This window comes from Isosphaeraceae bacterium EP7 (assembly GCA_038400315.1).
Classification (GTDB): domain Bacteria; phylum Planctomycetota; class Planctomycetia; order Isosphaerales; family Isosphaeraceae; genus EP7.
The window spans coordinates 2,316,986-2,332,755 of sequence record CP151667.1; the positions used below are offsets into that span (position 1 = coordinate 2,316,986).

Sequence of the window (15,770 nt, forward strand, 5' to 3'; positions counted from 1 at the left end):
GCATTGGGTTCGTTTTCCCGAATTCAAACGTTGACGTCGGCCCCCCTGCTGAAACCGGGCCAGCGTTGGGTTCGTTTTCCCGATTTCTAATCTGCGATGGTCTGTGTTGGGTTCGTTTTTTCAACGCGCGTTGGGTTCGTTTTTCCCATTTCAACCCGACCCCGGCACGTCTCGCAGTGAACAAAAGAATAGGATCGTCCGACTCGGGCGGGGTCGGACAATCCGAGCACGGGAGTGTCCGTCCGCTCCTCCGTCGTTCCGAAACACGACGGCATGAATCAAGGGGACAACCGCGACGGCGGAAGGGTGTCGCTCCAAATCCGGATTTCCAAAGAAGGCGAGGGAGGCGAGCCGATCCGAGGAATCTGCGCCGATGACGAATCGCTGCCCCCTCATTGAAGAGAGTCGTTCGAAGACGAGGTCTCGTTCTGCCTATTTTGGAATTCTTTCAAAATTCATTTCGACGTTCTTTTTAAGCATCAAGCGACATTAAGCGGAATCTTCCCGCAAACGCCATCCCACGAATGCAGGACGAAGGAACGTCTCCGAGTTCGGGAGTCTCGGACGGGACGTAGACGTTCGTAACGTTCCCAACTCAGACCGGCTCAAGGCGACTTTGCCAGGGCCTTGGCGACTTCGTCCTTGAGGTCGTCGGCCCTGCTACCTCGGGCGATGATATGACCGTCGGGGCCGATGAGAATGTAGGCCGGAAGGGCGCGGATCCCGAAGGAGGTGGCTTGGCCGTGCAGGCTGCCGCCGATGTTCACCTGAGTCCAGGGAAGCGTGTGGGTCTGCAGGAAGGCGTTGAGATCCTCGAGCGAACTGCCGACGTTGACTCCGATGATCGCGAATCGCGGATCCTTGGCGTGGGCGTCGTGGAGGGCTTTGAGCCGGGGCAGGTCGACGAGACTGCGGTTGGACCAGGTCGCCCAGAAGGCAAGCAGGACGTTTTTGCCCCTGACCTCGTTGAGCGAGAAATACTTGTCATCGAGGGTAGAGGCCGAGAAAGGGATGGGCTGGGCATCGGCGGGCGGGATGTCCTTGTCGAAGGCGGATCGCACGCCCGTGTTTGGGGGGGCCTGCCTCCGAACCGAACCGGCGCGGATGGCTCCCAGGTCGTGCGGACCCGGTGATTCGGGCCGGTAGATCGAGGCCAGCCAGGTGGCGCCGTCCCTGGTCATAAGAACCTCGTACTCCTGGCCGACGACGAGGTTAGGCAGGGTGAATCGGCCGTCGGCATCGGTCTCGACCTTCGGCACGAAGGCGAGGGTCGAGAAGTCGTACGCGTCATCCAGGGCGATCCTCCGCCCCCAGGTGAGTTGCTGATTCGAGGCTGGCTTGCCCTGCTCGTCGAGGAGAAGGCCGGTCGCCTGGGCGGTCGGGGCGAGGCGGACGCTGAAGTCGGGCCCCTCGATATCGAACTCGACGATCGCGGCGAGCGCCCCGTCGGGACTTCTGGCGTGGAGGAATGTCCTGTTCAGCCGACGGTACGCGACGAACCGTCCTTCGGCATCGGCCACAACCTTCGCACGGTCCCCCCCTCGCTCGCTGGCATCGAGGATTTCAACAACGGCCCCAGCAACCCCACGACCTTCCGGGCCCGCGACGACCTTGCCCGCAAGGCTACCTGACCCGGGTCGTGGTAGGCGGAAGTCGCGGACGATCTCCGGCTCGTCCTTGATGGAGAGCAAGTTGGAGTTCGACCCGGTGCCGGTGGAATTGCTCTGTCCGGCGGGCGGTGCGAACCCGAAGACATACTTCCCTGGTCCGACCCTGATCGAGTAGCGGCCCTGGGTATCAGTATTCGCACCGTAGGTTCGCGAAACACGGAAGTTGTTCGTGCTTCCTCGGTTCTGCAATCCCCCGGCGGGCAGATCATTCCACTCTTGCAACACGACCGATCCATCCGTGACGGGGCGTCCATCGGGATCGATGGTGAGTCGGCCTCGGACGATGGTTCCCGAGGAGAGCTTGAAGTCTACCGGAGCGACCGGCACCCCCACGCGAAGGACGACATCCATGCGAGTTGAGGCCGAGAATTCGGGGTCGTCCACGCCGACGTGGTAGGCCTCGCCCGGGTTGAGTTGAAGTTCATACGTCCCATCGGTGCCCGTGCGGACCTGATCCCGGCCTTCGGTGTTCCCCCAGCCGGAGCCGGCTGCGACGATCAGGATGCCCTTCGCGGGCGTACCGTCGGGGCGAGTGACTCGGCCGCGGATGGTCTCGTTCCGTGCGAGGGCGGCGACAATCGGACCGGAATCGCCAGGTTTCACGATGATCTGACGCCGGCTGTAGCCCTCCTGACGCGGATAAATCACAATGTAGTGATCTGTTTGTGGTAACCAGTCGAAGGTGGCGATTCCGTCGGGGCCCGTCGTCGCGCCGAGGCTGCGACTCGAAATCCTGATCTCGGGGGATTTCCCTTTCTTCCGGATTTCATTCGGGGCAAGCCTGACTCCTGCCAGGGGCTTGTTGTCGCGGTCGACCGCCTTGATCTTCAGGGTGCGAGGCGAGTCGAGGGTCAAGTCGGTGGTGGAAGGGAAATCCGCGGCCTTGGTTCCGAGCAGGACCGTGGCCAGCCCGAGGCCAAGCATGGATCTCGAGGTGGTGAAGTCGAACCCTTGGCCGGCTTTGAGTGCGTAAATGACATGAACCGAGGAATCGGCCGGGATGTGGAGCATCACGGTGCCGTTGGGGCCGGTTGTCCCATCGGAGATAATGCCAGGTCCGTAGGGAGAAAGAATGCTCGTGGGGCCGGTCGTCCCATCGGAGACGATGCCATTACCGTACGCCTGGACCGTGGCGCCGGCGATGGGGGCCTTGAAGTTGTCGAACACCCGAACGGCCACATTGACGGCCGGCTTCAGGATGATGCGCGGGGGGGCCTCGATGGCCGCTAGAGTCGGCCTGTTCGTGTAGTTGAATAGGCCCACCATCCAGCCATCGCTCGACACGGCGAGCAAGGTCAGATTGTCCACCTGTCGGCGCCTGATGGGCAGCGAGAACGAGCCGTCGGCGGCCGTGACGGTCAGGGTTTCGAGGTGATCGAAGGCCTCGGACCTGACGGTGACCCCGACGGCCGGTTTGCCCGCTTCGTCGACGACGTGCCCCCGGATCACGATCGGCTCGCGGTTCGTCGGCTCGACCGGTGTAACTTCGGCAGGCCTGGGCTCGGCGGGCTCGGGTTTCGGGGGGGCGATTTTCCCGGCCTTGACGACGAGTGGCGGCGGCTCGGTGGGCAGTTTGGACGGCCCCGGCGCGGGTCGCGCGGCCAGGGTGATCGTCAGGCAAGTCGCGGCGGCGAGCACCAGTGCGGTTCCCAGCATGAGCTTGAAATTGGCCACGATCATCGTCTTCAAGATCCTCTGGGCGAGCGCGGCGATGGCCGCCGTGACGGCGCCTCCCGATGCGAAGGTTAGCGCGAGACGGACGGTGGAATCGGCCAGCGATGGGGCGAGAGCGGGCAGCGAAGCGGGCAGGGGGAGGAGGCCGGCGGGGGTGGTGATTCCTCGGCGGATGAGGCGGTCTCGGAGCAAGGTGCGTCCCCGGGAAAGGCGGCTGGAGAGTGTCCCTTCGGGGAGGTTGAGCTGGCGTGCGGCGTCCTGCCGGGAGGTGCCTTCGAGGTCGCAGAGCATGAGCGGGGTTCGGTAGCGGGCGGGGAGGCGGGTGAGTTCTTCGTCGAGGAGGGCGAGGAGGTCGGCGTGGTTGGGGTCGGTCGCGGTGGTGCTGGGAATGTTTGTTGCGTCGAAGGTTCCTCCTTCCATGTCACGACGCCTGGAGGAGTGGCGGCGGGCCTCGCGGGAGGTGCGAACGGCGACGCCGTAGAGCCAGGGCTTCAGGGCGTCGGGACTTCGGAGTGAGGGGGCCTTGCGGGCGAGGATGAGGAAGACGGCCTGGAAGGCGTCGTCGGCGTCGGTGGAATGCAGCAGCATCCGCCGGCAAACCCCCAGGACCATCGGCCCGTGCCGCTGGACAAGCGCCCCGAACGCGTCCTCGCGGTCGATGCCGTCGCGGGCCACGAAGCGGTCGATGAGCTGGGAATCGGTGAGCCCGCCCACCGCGCCCACCGCGAACAGGGTGCGGAACTCTCGAGAGGCCTGACCGCCGGAACTGCTGACCATGCGAACAGACCCCGTGCCTGACGATGCGTGACTTACCCCCATACTGGCGGGAAGGAGGCGGGCGCGTCCCGATTTTTCAGGAGTTTTTTGGGTTTCGGGTCGGGCAGGCGACCCTGTGGAAGACGGAGACGAGGAATTGGGGCGGGATCAAGGCGAAACGGGCGGGGCGATGGACCCTTTGATGGGCGCGCCGCCTGAGTTAAGGTTGGGGCCGAGAACCGTCAGCGGACCTCGGATCGATCGGATGCGCGTGTTCGTTGTCGCCGTTCGCCCCCATGAATAATCATCCCCGCTTGCACACCCCCGCCTTCGTCCGGCACGAGCCGAGCCAGGGGCGGGGGACACGCCTGTTGCCTCCGAGAACTCATGATGAGCCTCCGAATCCAGCGGATCGAAGCACGCGTCGTCGACCATCCGGTGCGCAGCGAAGGCGCGATCATCTCGTTTCTGGGCCGGCACGTGGCGTCGAGATATGTGACCGTGACGGTCACCGGCGACGACGGCCTGAAGGGCTACGGCGAGGCGACCACCGCGCCGATCTGGAGTGGGGAATCGGCCGAGACGGCCAAGTGGATGCTCGATGAGTTCATCGCGCCCAAGATCGTCGGGGCGACCTTCGGCGAGCCGGCCGAGGCGCTGGCGGTGCTCGACCGCGAGCTGCACGCGAATGGGTTCGCCAAGGCGGCGCTCGACATCGCGCTCTGGGACCTCTGGGCCCGGCAGAAGGGGGTCTCGGTCTCGAGCCTGATCGCCGACCGGACGCCCAAGGAGTGGATTCCCAGCCGCGCGAGCATCGGGGTCTATCCGCCCGAGGAGACGGTGAGGCTGGCGGTCGAGTTCTGGGAGAAGGGGGTTCGCACCCTCAAGTTCAAGACGGGCAAGCCCGGCCTGGACGACGTGGCTCGGCTGAGGGCGGTCCGCGAACGGCTGGGGCCCGACCCGATCTTCACCATCGACGCCAACGGGGGCTACGCCACGGCGGACATCGCCGTACGGGCCATCGAGGAGCTGCTTCCGTTCAACCTGGCCCTGGCCGAGCAGCCGACGCCGAGGGACCGGATCGGGATGCTTGCCGAAGTGAAGAAGCGAGTGAACGTGCCCATCCTGGCCGACGAGGCGGTGTTCACGCCGGGGCACCTGGAAGAGGCGATCGACCTGGACGCGTTCGACATCCTGTCGATCTATCCCGGCAAGAACGGCGGATTCAGCCACTCGCTGGCGATGGCCAGGCGGGCCCAGGCGGCGGGCAAGGCGTGCGCAATCGGGTCGAACCTGGAGACCGACCTGGGCCAGGCGGCGATGGCCGTCCTGGCGGCGAGCCTGTCCGCGTTCCCCACCGAGACCTATGCCTGCGACCTGATGGGTGCGCTCTTCTACGCGAAATCGTACGTGACGCCGCCGATCGTATTCCGCGACGGCGGGGTGGTGGTGCCGACGGGGCTCGGGTTCGGGGTCGAGCCGGTTGACGGAGGCGGGGCATGATCGTCGACGTGCACACGCACGCCTGGCCGCGCCGGGATTGCTTCTCCGCCTCGTTCCTGGCCGACTCCCGGCGCATGCGAGCCGACGCGGTCGAGCCGGTGAATTGCTACGAAGACTATCGCGACAGCACCGCCGGCGAGGACGTGCTGGCGGTCGTCTTCGGCGGCAAGGCACGCCTCGGCGGGATCTGGGTGGACGACTCGGACGTGGCCGATTACGTGGCGAAGGCTCCCGACCGGCTGCTCGGGTTCATGTCGCTCGACCCGACCCAGCCCGGCTGGGAGGACGAGATGCGCGAGGGGCGCGAGCGGTTCGGGTTCTGCGGCATCAAGCTGATGCCCATGTACGCGGGCTTCATGCCCCAGGATGAACGCCTCGACCCGCTCTGGAAGTACGCCACCGACCACAGCCTGCCGGTGCTGCTGCATACCGGGACGACCTTCGTCTCCAACGCGCCCATCGAGTGCACGCTGCCGCGGCACCTGGACACGGTGGCGATCCGGTTCCCGCACGTGAAAATGATTCTGGCGCACCTTGGTCACCCCTACGAGGGGGAGACCATCGCCGTGATCCGCAAGCACGCCAACCTGTATGCCGACGTGAGTGCCTTGTTCTATCGCCCCTGGCAGCTTTTCCACTCCCTGATGCTCGTCCAGGAATACGGGGTCTGGGGCAAGATCCTGTTCGGAACAGACTCCCCCATCACGACGGTGGCCGAGAGCCTGGCCGGCCTTCGAAGCCTGTGCGACATCAAGATCGACCGGTTCCAGATTCCCCGCGAGCGGATCGAGGAGATGATCTACCGCGACTCCCTGACGCTGCTCGACCTGCCCGATCCGCGACGTGCGAATGCGGCAAGTCGTCACCGATTCTGATCGACATGATCTCGGGTTCCTCTCTTTTGATCCGAGAGGGTTGAGTTTCCCATGAGCCACGAAGATATCCAGGCGATCCGGGTTCCAGGGGCCCCCGTCGGCCCACTGCCGTACTCCCCGGCCATCCGCGCGGGCGACTTCGTATTCGTCTCGGGCCAGGCGTCGACCGTCGATAATGAGATCGTCCACGACACGTTCGAGAACGAGGCCCGGCGAACTTATGAGAATATCGGCAAAATTCTTGCCGCGGCCGGCCTGGATTTCAGCAGGGTCGTGCAGGTGCGCTGCTACCTCAACAGCAAGGCCGACTGGGACGCGCACAACCGGATCTTCCGCGAATACTTCGCGGAGCCGTACCCGGCCCGCACCTCGCTGGTCGGTTGCCTGGCGGACTTCGTGAAATACGAGGTCGACGTGGTGGCCTATGCTGGTCGCTCGAAGGAGGCCTGAGCCGATGACCGCGCCCGACACATTCGCCGACGACCGGGGCCGCCTGGCCTGGATCCGGGAGAACCTGCACGTCCCGGCCGTCTGCGACATCCTGGACGACCTGGGGCATCGCGACCGGGCGATGCATCAGCGCCTCAGGCCGCTGGATCCCGCCTGCTGCACGATCGTGGGCCGTGCCCGGACGTTTCGCTGGATGGAAACCGACTACGTGGTGGAGGCCGATCCCTACGGCCTGGAGATCGACGCGATGGACTCGCTGGGGCCCGGAGACGTCGCGGTGCACTCCAGCGATCCGGGCTGGACGAATGCCCCCTGGGGCGAGCTGATGAGCACCCTGGCCAAGCGCAACGGGGCGGCCGGCTGCATCTGCGACAGCATGGTGCGCGATTGTCGTCAGATCATGTCGATGAGCTTCCCCGTCTTCGCCGCGGGCATCCGGCCGCTGGACAGCAAGGGACGCGGCCGGGTGATGGCCTACGATGTGCCGGTGCGATGCGGCGGGGTGCTCGTGCGGCCGGGGGAGTTGGTCTTCGCCGACTACGACGGCGTGGTGGTGATCCCCCGCGAAGTCGAGGACGAGGTGATCCGGCTGGCCGGCGAGAAGATCACGGCCGAGAGCGCCACCCGGCGCGAGTTGCTGAAGGGGCGCACGCTGCGCGACGTCTTCGACGAGTACGGCGTCCTCTGAACCGCGTGCTCAGGAATGGAGGTCGAGGACGACACGGCCCTCGATCGTTCCGGCGCGCATCCGGTCGAAGACGTCGTTGACGTTCTCCAATGTGTCGGTGGTCACCGTGGCCTTGACCTTGCCCGCGCCGGCAAAGTCCAGGGCCTCGCGGAGATCGAGCCGGGTGCCGACGATGGAGCCCCGTACCGTGATGCCGGCGAGGACGACGTCGAAGATGGGCAGGGGGAAGTCGCCGGCGGGCAGGCCGTTCAGGACGATCGTGCCGCCGCGCCGGACCATGCCGATCGCCTGGCGGAACGCCCCGGCGGAAGCAGCCGTAACGAGGACGCCGTGGGCCCCGCCGATCTCCTTCTTGAGATAGGCCGCGGGATCGGTCTCACGGGCGTCGACGACAACCGTCGCGCCGAGGCGTCGCGCGAGGTCGAGCTTGTCCTGGCCCACGTCGACCGCGGCGACCTGATAGCCCATCACCTTGGCATATTGCACCGCGAGATGACCCAGGCCGCCGACGCCGGAGATGACCATCCACTCGCCGGGTTTGGCGTCGGTCATCTTCAGGCCCTTGTAGACCGTCACTCCGGCGCAGAGGATCGGGGCGATATCGACGAAGCTGACGTTGTCGGGCAGGTGGCCGACGTAGTCGGGGTCCGCCAGGAGATACTCGGCGAAGCTTCCATTGACGGAGTAGCCGGTGTTCTTCTGCGCCTCGCAGAGCGTCTCCCAGCCACCCCAGCAATGCTCGCAGTGCCCGCAAGCGGTGTAGAGCCAGGGGACCCCGACGCGGTCGCCTTCCTTGATATGATGCACGCCCGAGCCGACCGCGGCGACGAAGCCGACCCCCTCGTGGCCGGGGATGAACGGGGGCCTCGGCTTGACCGGCCAGTCGCCCTCGACGGCGTGCAGGTCGGTGTGGCAGACGCCGGCAGCCTCGACCTTGACGAGGATCTCGCCGGCCCCCGGTTCCGGGACGGGGACCTCCTCGATCACGAGCGGCTTGCCGAGTTCGCGGGATACGGCCGCCTTCATCATCGTCTTCGTCGTCGCCATCGATCGCCCCCCCCAGATTCGAGATGGGGACCGCGCCGGCCCCAGGCCGAGACGATCAGGACGATGAACGAGTCGCCCTTGCCGCCTCAATTCTAGGCGTCCGGGACAGGCGGCACAACAGACTGCGAGAGGGGATGGGACGGAGATCGTGAAGGGCGAGCGGCTCGTCCAGCATCTTGGCAAGGTCGGCCGTCAGCCCGATACTACGGGATCACGGACCTGCCCCAGGCTCGACAACCCGATCGGGAGAACCGGCGATGAGACGATTTCTAGCCGCGACCCTGCCCGCCCTGGCCCTCCTCGGGCCCCCGGCCGCATTCGGCCACGACCCTGTGCCTCTCGCCATCGGGGCCAAGGCCCCCGAGTTCAAGCTTCCAGGCGTCGACGGCAAGGACCACAAGCTCGGCGAATACGCCGCAGCGAAGGTCCTGGTCGTCTGCTTCACGTGCAACCACTGCCCGACCGCGCAGGCCTACGAGGCGCGTGTGGCGAGGCTCGTCGCGGACTACAAGGACAAAGGCGTGGCCGTCGTCGCCATCTCGCCCAATGATCCGAAGGCCGTCAGCCTCGCCGAGTTGGGCTACTCCGACCTCGGCGACTCGTTCGATGAGATGAAGCTCAGGGCCAAGGACGGCAACTACAACTATCCCTATCTCTACGACGGCGAGACGCAGGAGACCGCCAAGGCCTACGGGGTGCTGGCGACCCCCCACATCTTCATCTTCGACAAGGACCGCAAGCTCCGCTTCCAGGGCCGGTTCGACGACGAGGAGGTGAAGCCGCCGACCTCTCACGACACGATCAACGCCGTGAATGCGCTGCTGGCCGGCAAGCCGGTCCCGGTGGCGACGACCCGCGTGCAGGGCTGCTCGACCAAGTGGTCCGACAAGCGGGCCGACACGCTCAAGGCGATCGCGAAGTGGGACGCCGAGCCGGTCGAACTGAAGTCGGCCGATGCGGCGGCCGTCTCGAAGCTGCTGGCCAACGACTCCAAGAAGTATCTGCTCCTCGGCGTCTGGTCGTCTGAGAGCCAGCCGGCCGTCGCCATTCTCGACGACCTGGTCACCATCAACCGGATGTACCGTGGCCGGCCGTTCGAGATGGCGACCCTCAGCCTGGACGGGCCCGAGAAGCGAGACGAGACGCTGAAGGTGCTGCGCAAAAACCACGCGTCGGCCAGGAACTATCTGTTCCAGGGATCCGACCGCGAGACGATCGTCGATGCGATCGACAAGGAGTGGACGGGTTCCGGCCCCTACACCCTCCTCATCGCGCCCGGCGGCAAGGTGGTCTACCAGAAGGCCGGGGCCTTCGATGCGCTCGAACTGAAGCGGGCCATCGTCGGGCAGCTTGGGCGAACCTACTGAGCGATCCGCCGAGATCGATACCCGGGACGGAGCATCGATCGCAACAAGGGCGAACGACGATGATGTCTTCGCCCCTCGTCCCTGCCCAGCCGCGGGCAATTCCTGGTGCCGCGGCAGGTCGCCCCTCTCCCTCTGAACCTCCCCACGAATGGCGAGCGCCGAGTTAACGATTATCCCGCACGTTCGTACTCAATCGGTGACATGTAGCCCAGCGTCGAATGGCGCCGGACGCGGTTGTAGAACACCTCGATGTACTCGAAGAGGCTCGACCTCGCTTCTGCTCTCGTGGCATCGTCCTCGCCGTGGACCAACTCCTTCTTCAGGCTGGCGAAGAACGACTCCATCGGTGCGTTAACCCAGCAGTTGGCTCGACGACTCATGCTGCAGGTGATCCCCTGGCTGGTGAGCAGCCGCTGCGAGTGCTCACTGGCGTACTGGCTGCCCCGGTCGGTGTGGGCCACCAGGTCCCTCCCCGGCAGGCGTCGCGAGACCGCCATCTCCAGGGCCTCGACGACCAACCGGCTGTGTCGCCCCGCTCACTCATCGACCAGCCGACGATCTGCCGCGAGAAGAGATCCTCCACGGCGGCCAGGTAGAGCCACCCCTGGCGAGTCGGGATGTAGGTGATATCGATGGTCTAATCGCAAATGACAAGTTTTGCCTGAGCCGCACCGTCCGGATGGCGCCGAAACCGCGCCTTTCCCGCTGAGCCAACCGGGCTCTCGGTGGGCCCTTTATCCTCTCTCCGAGGTACACCACCTCGGGGAGGGGATCATGAGACACGACTGGCGGGTCACCCGCCGACTCGAGCCCCATCCGGACGGGCAACGGCGATGGGACCGCGCCTACCAATTGCTCCTGGACTGGGCCATGACCGTGCCCGCATCAGGGCAGCCCCTCGCGTCGGCCCCGTCGCCATCGATTAACACGCCGGAGGACGTCGATGAAAGTCGCGATCTATGTGCGCGTCTCGACACAACGACAGGCCCAGACTCAGACCATCGACCAGCAGATCGAGAGGCTGAGTGGCCACGCCAAGGTCCAAGGCTGGGAGTTGCCCGCGGCGGATGTCTTCCGTGACGACGGCTACAGCGGGGCCGCCCTCAAACGGCCCGGGCTCGACCGCCTCCGCGACCGGGCCGCCACGGCCTCGTTCGACAAGATCCTCGTCACCGACCCGGATCGGCTCGCGCGAAACTATGTCCATCAAGTCCTCCTCATCGAGGAGCTGCAGAAGAGCGGCTGCCGCGTCGAGTTCCTCGACCGGCCGATGTCCCAGGACCCGCACGACCAGCTCCTGCTCCAGATACGCGGCGCGGTCGCCGAGTACGAGCGGGCCCTGATCGCCGAGCGCACCAGGCGCGGCCGGCAACGCCAATTCCGGGCCGGCAAGATGCTCCCCTGGACCCGGGCCCCCTATGGGTACCGGATGGCGGCCGACCGGCCCCGCGACCCCTCGGGCGTGTACCTCGACCCGGCCGAGGCGGCGGTCGTGGCCGAGATGTTCGCCTGGTACCTGCAGGGCCGCCGCACCCTGCTCGGCCTGGTCAACCACCTCCACGAGATGGGCGTCACCTCGCCGACGGGCAAGCCGTTCTGGGGCATCGCGTCGGTGCGTGGGGTCCTGACCAACCCCGTCTACACCGGACGGATCTACGCCGGGCGGAGCCGCTACCGAGTCCCCCGGGTCCGTCGTTCCGCGACCCACCCGATCGGCAAGCCCCAGAAGACCGCCGAATTGCTCCCGCCCGAGGAATGGATCACGGTGGGGGTCGTCTCGGCAGTCGTTACACAGGAGCAATTTGATCAGACTCGGGTCAAGCTGGACGCCAACAGGTCGTTCTCCGCCCGGAACAACAAGGCCCAGACATATCTATTGCGAGCCCTGGTCAGCTGCGGCACGTGTGGCCTGGCCTGTCAGGCTCGCCACGTCGCACCGTGCCATTCTTACTACATCTGCACCGGGAAGAACTCCCAGGTACGCCGGAGGACCGGTGTCTACTGTGCCACGAAGTTCATCCGGGCCAAGGCCCTGGATGAGCTGGTCTGGCAAGACCTCTGCGACCTGATTGGCCATCCCGCGACCCTCTCCCATGCCTTCCACCGTGCGGCGGGCGGTAGCTGGCTGCCGCAGGAATTCCATGCACGCCGGGAGGGCTTGCGACGCGGATTGGCCGGCCTGGATCAGCAACTCGAGCGCCTCACGGAGGCGTACTTGGGAGGTGTGATCCCGCTCGCGGAATACCGGAGACGGCGAGCCGAGATCGGCCAACGGAAGGCGGCACTGGAACAGCAGGAAGCTTGCCTCACCGGGGAGGGCATCCGCCTCGACGAGATGGCGGGGGTGGCGGCCTCCCTCGAGGCCTTCAGGGAACGCGTCTCATCGGGCCTTCGGGGCGTGTGCTTCGAGGAGAAGCGGCAGTTGGTCGAATTGCTGATCGATCGGGTCGTCGTCACCGGGGACGAGATCGAGATCCGGTACGTCTTCCCGACCAACCCCGGAAGCGAGAACGTCCGTTTTTGTCATTTGCGTTCAGACTATCTCGGCGGTCCAGATCCGGTTGGGAGCCTCCGGTGCGAACTGGCGATCCACCACATTCTCGGCGATGGGTCGATCGTGATTCGAGTCGGTGGTGCAGTGGATCGACTCGATCTCCTGGATCAGGGCCTCGCCCCATGCCTGGCGGGCAGGGGCTGTGCGGCCTCGCCACCGGTAGTAGCCGCCGGTGGAGGCCTCCAAGACCCGGCACATCAGCCGGGTCGGCCACTCCTGGCGATGGGCCTCGATGCAGTGAATCGACCAGGCGGTTATAGAGCACATTGGGCTGACCGGAGCGGAGCCCCTCCACCACCTGGCCGCATCAGTAGGCGTACCACTCGTTGGGACACGGGTCGAGCGTGTAGACCATGCCTTCCTCAAGCGGGCGGCAGAACGCCGGGAAGACGTAGGGATCGGTGGAGGCGTTGCCTCGGGAGTCCTTCAAATGGACCTCGGCGAAGGCCGCCGTGATCCGCCCCTCCCCGTCCTTCACTGCCTCGATGCGGACCAGATCCGCCCGCTGGGCATAGAGCATCTGCTTCGGCGTCAGGCTGAACTCCGACCGCTCGGCCTCGGGCAGCCGAGCATCGCACCCGGCTGGGGAAGGTCTGGGCCTACGGCAAGTACCACAACCACGCCCTGAACGGTTGGATGAAGCGGGCGAAGGCGGGCTACGTGATCGAGGTGGTGTGCCGCCCGGCCGGGGCCAAGGGGTTCGTGCTGCTGCATCGCCGCTGGGTGGTGGAGCGGACCTTCGCCTGGATCGGCCGGTACAGAGCGGAACAGCCGGGACTACGAGTGGTCCGTCGAGTCGAGCGAGGCGATGATCAAGGTCTGCTCGATCCATCGCATGCTCAGGCTCTTGAAGCCCGATCCCGCCGAGGCGATCCCCTACAGATACCCGAGAAAACCGAAGATTATTACCGGATAGACTCTGAGTGCTCAAATGATTGGTGCGAATCATCTTGAAGCTTGTCTTTTGTTCCAAAGTCGGCAATGCTCGATTTCGTCGTTGAATCAATTCAGGAAAGCAGATTCGTGGGTCGCAACGATCTACCCCGGAGAATCCCGAGTGAAGGCTCTTAGGGGACGTGTCGCATCCAGTCATTTCTTGACCGTCGGCCTCGGGGCCTCGATTGTGTTGGCCGTCGCCGCCTTGTTTTGCGGCGACGTGCTTCACCACTTCAGCAACTGGGGATTTCACGACTGGGAAATCTTCTACTTCCATAACATCAGCATCTACCGAAGCATCGTCGAGTTCCGGGAGGTGCCGCTATGGAACCCCTGGTGCCTGGGCGGGATGCCGCTGATGGCGAACCCGCAAACGCCCGTCCCCGACCCCTGGTTCGTCCTTGACCTGGTCTTCGGTCCGCTGGTCGCGATCCGTCTGAAAATCGTGGCCCATTACGCCGTCGGACTCGGGGGGGCCTACTGGTGCGCCAGGCAGTTTCGATTGTCCCGAATCTCCTCGATTTATTTCGCGGGGACGCTCATGTTCTCGACTTGGCTGTCGCTACGGATTCAAGCCGGTCATTTCTGCTTCCTCTGCGCAGTCTATCTCCCCTGGGTCGTCGGCTGCTTGCAACTGGCGAGGACGTGCCCGTCCCGTGCTTTGGTCGGCAGCTTGCTTTTGACACTGATGGCGTTTCAGGGCGGGGTCTTCGTTCTCATAGGCGCCGCGGCGCTGACCGGCCTGCTGTCTCTGGCGTGGTCGGTTCAGGATCGCTCGATCCGCCCATTGCTCTCCCTTGGGCTTCTCTGGACCTGCTTCCTGGGCCTCGCGGCCGTGAAGTTGATGCCTGCTTATGAGTTGGTTCGTGAAGTCCCCAGGTTGAGCAACATAGACCCCGAAGGGCGGACCCGCGACGTGGTGGGGGGGACCATGTGGACTCGGTACAAGAGCCTCCTACTGGGCGAGGGACCCGCTCCCATCCCGGAGACGCCGGCGGCCAATCAGAAAGCGTCGGCCGAGCTTACGAACGCCGCGAGCGTCGGCTCGGGACCACGGTCGATACCATCGAAGTGGGATATGCCTTCCTTCGTGGTTAGGGTTTTCGCGGGCCGGGAGCAGCGCAGCCTCCAGATGTACTATCCGATCCAAGGGTTTGGCTGGGAGGAGTACGGCTCCTACATCGGCCCGCTGGCTCTGATCCTGATCGCCGTCTCCCCATTCGTCCTCCGCGAGGCATGGCCCTGGATGGTCGCCGGAGCTTGCTGCTTCGTGATCGCCGCGGGAAACTTCGCCCCGTTCGCACCCTGGACGCTCCTTCATCGCCTCCCCGTCCTGAACAGCATGCGGGCGCCAGGTCGGTTCCTGATTCCATGCACCTTCGCCGCCTGTATGCTCGCCAGCATGGTCCTTGACAAGCTCTTGTCGCAAAAAGGGACGCTTGTGGATGCAGATGAGGAAGCGAGTCCCTCGACGCTCCAGAGACGTCGCAGGCGATACGGCCTGGCGAGTCTGCTCGTTGCGATCGCCCTTGTCGATTCTTTCATGGTGGGTCGTCACAGCCTCGAAGGCGCATTCCCCGAGCCTCGTCCACCCATCGCATCCAGACTCCCTTCGATCATGACCGTGCGGAGGGGAGAGCGAGGGCAGACCGCCGCGATGCTCGCGAACTATTGCGTCCTGCGGGCGGACGAGGCCCTCCCGATCCCGATCAAAGTCACCCCGCGCGAAGATCCGGATTATCGAGGCGAACTCTATTTCCTGCCGGATCGGACCGGAAACGGCGAAGGTGGAGACGAAGTGGCCTTGCTCGATTGGAGCCCGAATTCGGTGACGGTCGAGGTCAAGGCGGCTAGTCCGGGCCGTGTGGTTCTGAATCGGAATTGGTCGCGGGGCTGGGTCGTCGAGGGGCCATTCGAGCTTTCCCCTCACCAGGGCTTGATTTCCGCTCGTATGGAAACCGGCCGACATACGATTCGGTTCTTATATCGCCCCAAGATCGTCCGCCTGGGGCTGCTCGTGAGCGCCGTATTCATCCTCGGAGTCGCGGTGTGCCTGCTCCGGACTCGCCGTGGACCCGCTCCCGTTCCGTCGCCCTAGACCAGACGGAGGGGAAAAGGGGACATTCCAATCGTGTTCGGCACCGGGCATGCTGAGCCTGGGCCGTGATGGTTCGAGGCCGGTGCCGGCCTCGAAACGCGGACGAACTCTGCTTATTCCGATCCGGTCGCGGCAATCGGGCCTTCGCGACG

At 65.2% G+C, this 15,770-nt stretch carries 8 protein-coding genes and 2 pseudogenes; 7 read left to right on the forward strand and 3 right to left on the reverse strand.

The genetic code is table 11. The annotated features are described in order from the left end of the window. Nucleotides 1-605 precede the first annotated feature (605 nt). Nucleotides 606-4,121: a sigma-70 family RNA polymerase sigma factor gene (locus EP7_RS08910; protein ID WP_463527503.1), complete on the reverse strand. Its 3,516-nt coding sequence runs from the start codon at nt 4,119-4,121 to the stop codon at nt 606-608. Nucleotides 4,122-4,490: 369 nt separating this feature from the next. Here EP7_RS08910 and EP7_RS08915 point away from each other — a divergent pair, with 369 nt between their 5' ends. From EP7_RS08915 to EP7_RS08930, 4 genes are read left to right on the forward strand one after another with little or no spacing between them, the layout of a single operon-like run. Continuing rightward, a complete protein-coding gene (locus EP7_RS08915) occupies nt 4,491-5,603 on the forward strand; it encodes a mandelate racemase/muconate lactonizing enzyme family protein (RefSeq protein WP_463527504.1) in 1,113 nt (370 codons plus the stop codon). Further along, a complete protein-coding gene (locus tag EP7_RS08920; RefSeq protein WP_463527505.1) occupies nt 5,600-6,478 on the forward strand; it encodes an amidohydrolase family protein in 879 nt (292 codons plus the stop codon). Before EP7_RS08915 ends, EP7_RS08920 begins: the two co-directional genes overlap by 4 nt. Nucleotides 6,479-6,529: 51 nt before the next feature. Continuing rightward, nucleotides 6,530-6,928 carry a RidA family protein gene (locus tag EP7_RS08925; protein WP_463527506.1) on the forward strand — a complete coding sequence of 133 codons (399 nt, stop codon included), beginning with the start codon at nt 6,530-6,532 and terminating at the stop codon, nt 6,926-6,928. 4 nt (nt 6,929-6,932) lie between these two features. After that, nucleotides 6,933-7,616, forward strand: a complete 684-nt coding sequence (locus EP7_RS08930) for an RraA family protein (protein WP_463527507.1) — start codon at nt 6,933-6,935, stop codon at nt 7,614-7,616. A gap of 9 nt (nt 7,617-7,625) precedes the next feature. Here the strand turns inward: EP7_RS08930 and adhP are convergent, their stop codons facing one another. Continuing rightward, complete coding sequence (gene adhP / locus EP7_RS08935) at nt 7,626-8,642, reverse strand: alcohol dehydrogenase AdhP (RefSeq protein ID WP_463528386.1); 1,017 nt, start codon at nt 8,640-8,642, stop codon at nt 7,626-7,628. A 278-nt stretch (nt 8,643-8,920) separates the two neighbouring features. On the opposite strand from adhP, the gene EP7_RS08940 reads away from it, so the two are divergent. After that, nucleotides 8,921-10,030: a redoxin domain-containing protein gene (locus EP7_RS08940; protein WP_463527508.1), complete on the forward strand. Its 1,110-nt coding sequence runs from the start codon at nt 8,921-8,923 to the stop codon at nt 10,028-10,030. A 170-nt stretch (nt 10,031-10,200) separates the two neighbouring features. On the opposite strand, the pseudogene EP7_RS08945 reads toward EP7_RS08940, so the two are convergent. Further along, nucleotides 10,201-10,661 (reverse strand): annotated as a pseudogene (locus tag EP7_RS08945) (IS3 family transposase); the annotation flags it as partial. A gap of 312 nt (nt 10,662-10,973) precedes the next feature. On the opposite strand from EP7_RS08945, the pseudogene EP7_RS08950 reads away from it, so the two are divergent. Next, nucleotides 10,974-11,849: pseudogene (locus EP7_RS08950) on the forward strand (recombinase family protein); the annotation flags it as partial. 1,792 nt (nt 11,850-13,641) lie between these two features. Continuing rightward, nucleotides 13,642-15,618: a hypothetical protein gene (locus EP7_RS08955; protein ID WP_463527509.1), complete on the forward strand. Its 1,977-nt coding sequence runs from the start codon at nt 13,642-13,644 to the stop codon at nt 15,616-15,618. Nucleotides 15,619-15,770: the final 152 nt, after the last annotated feature.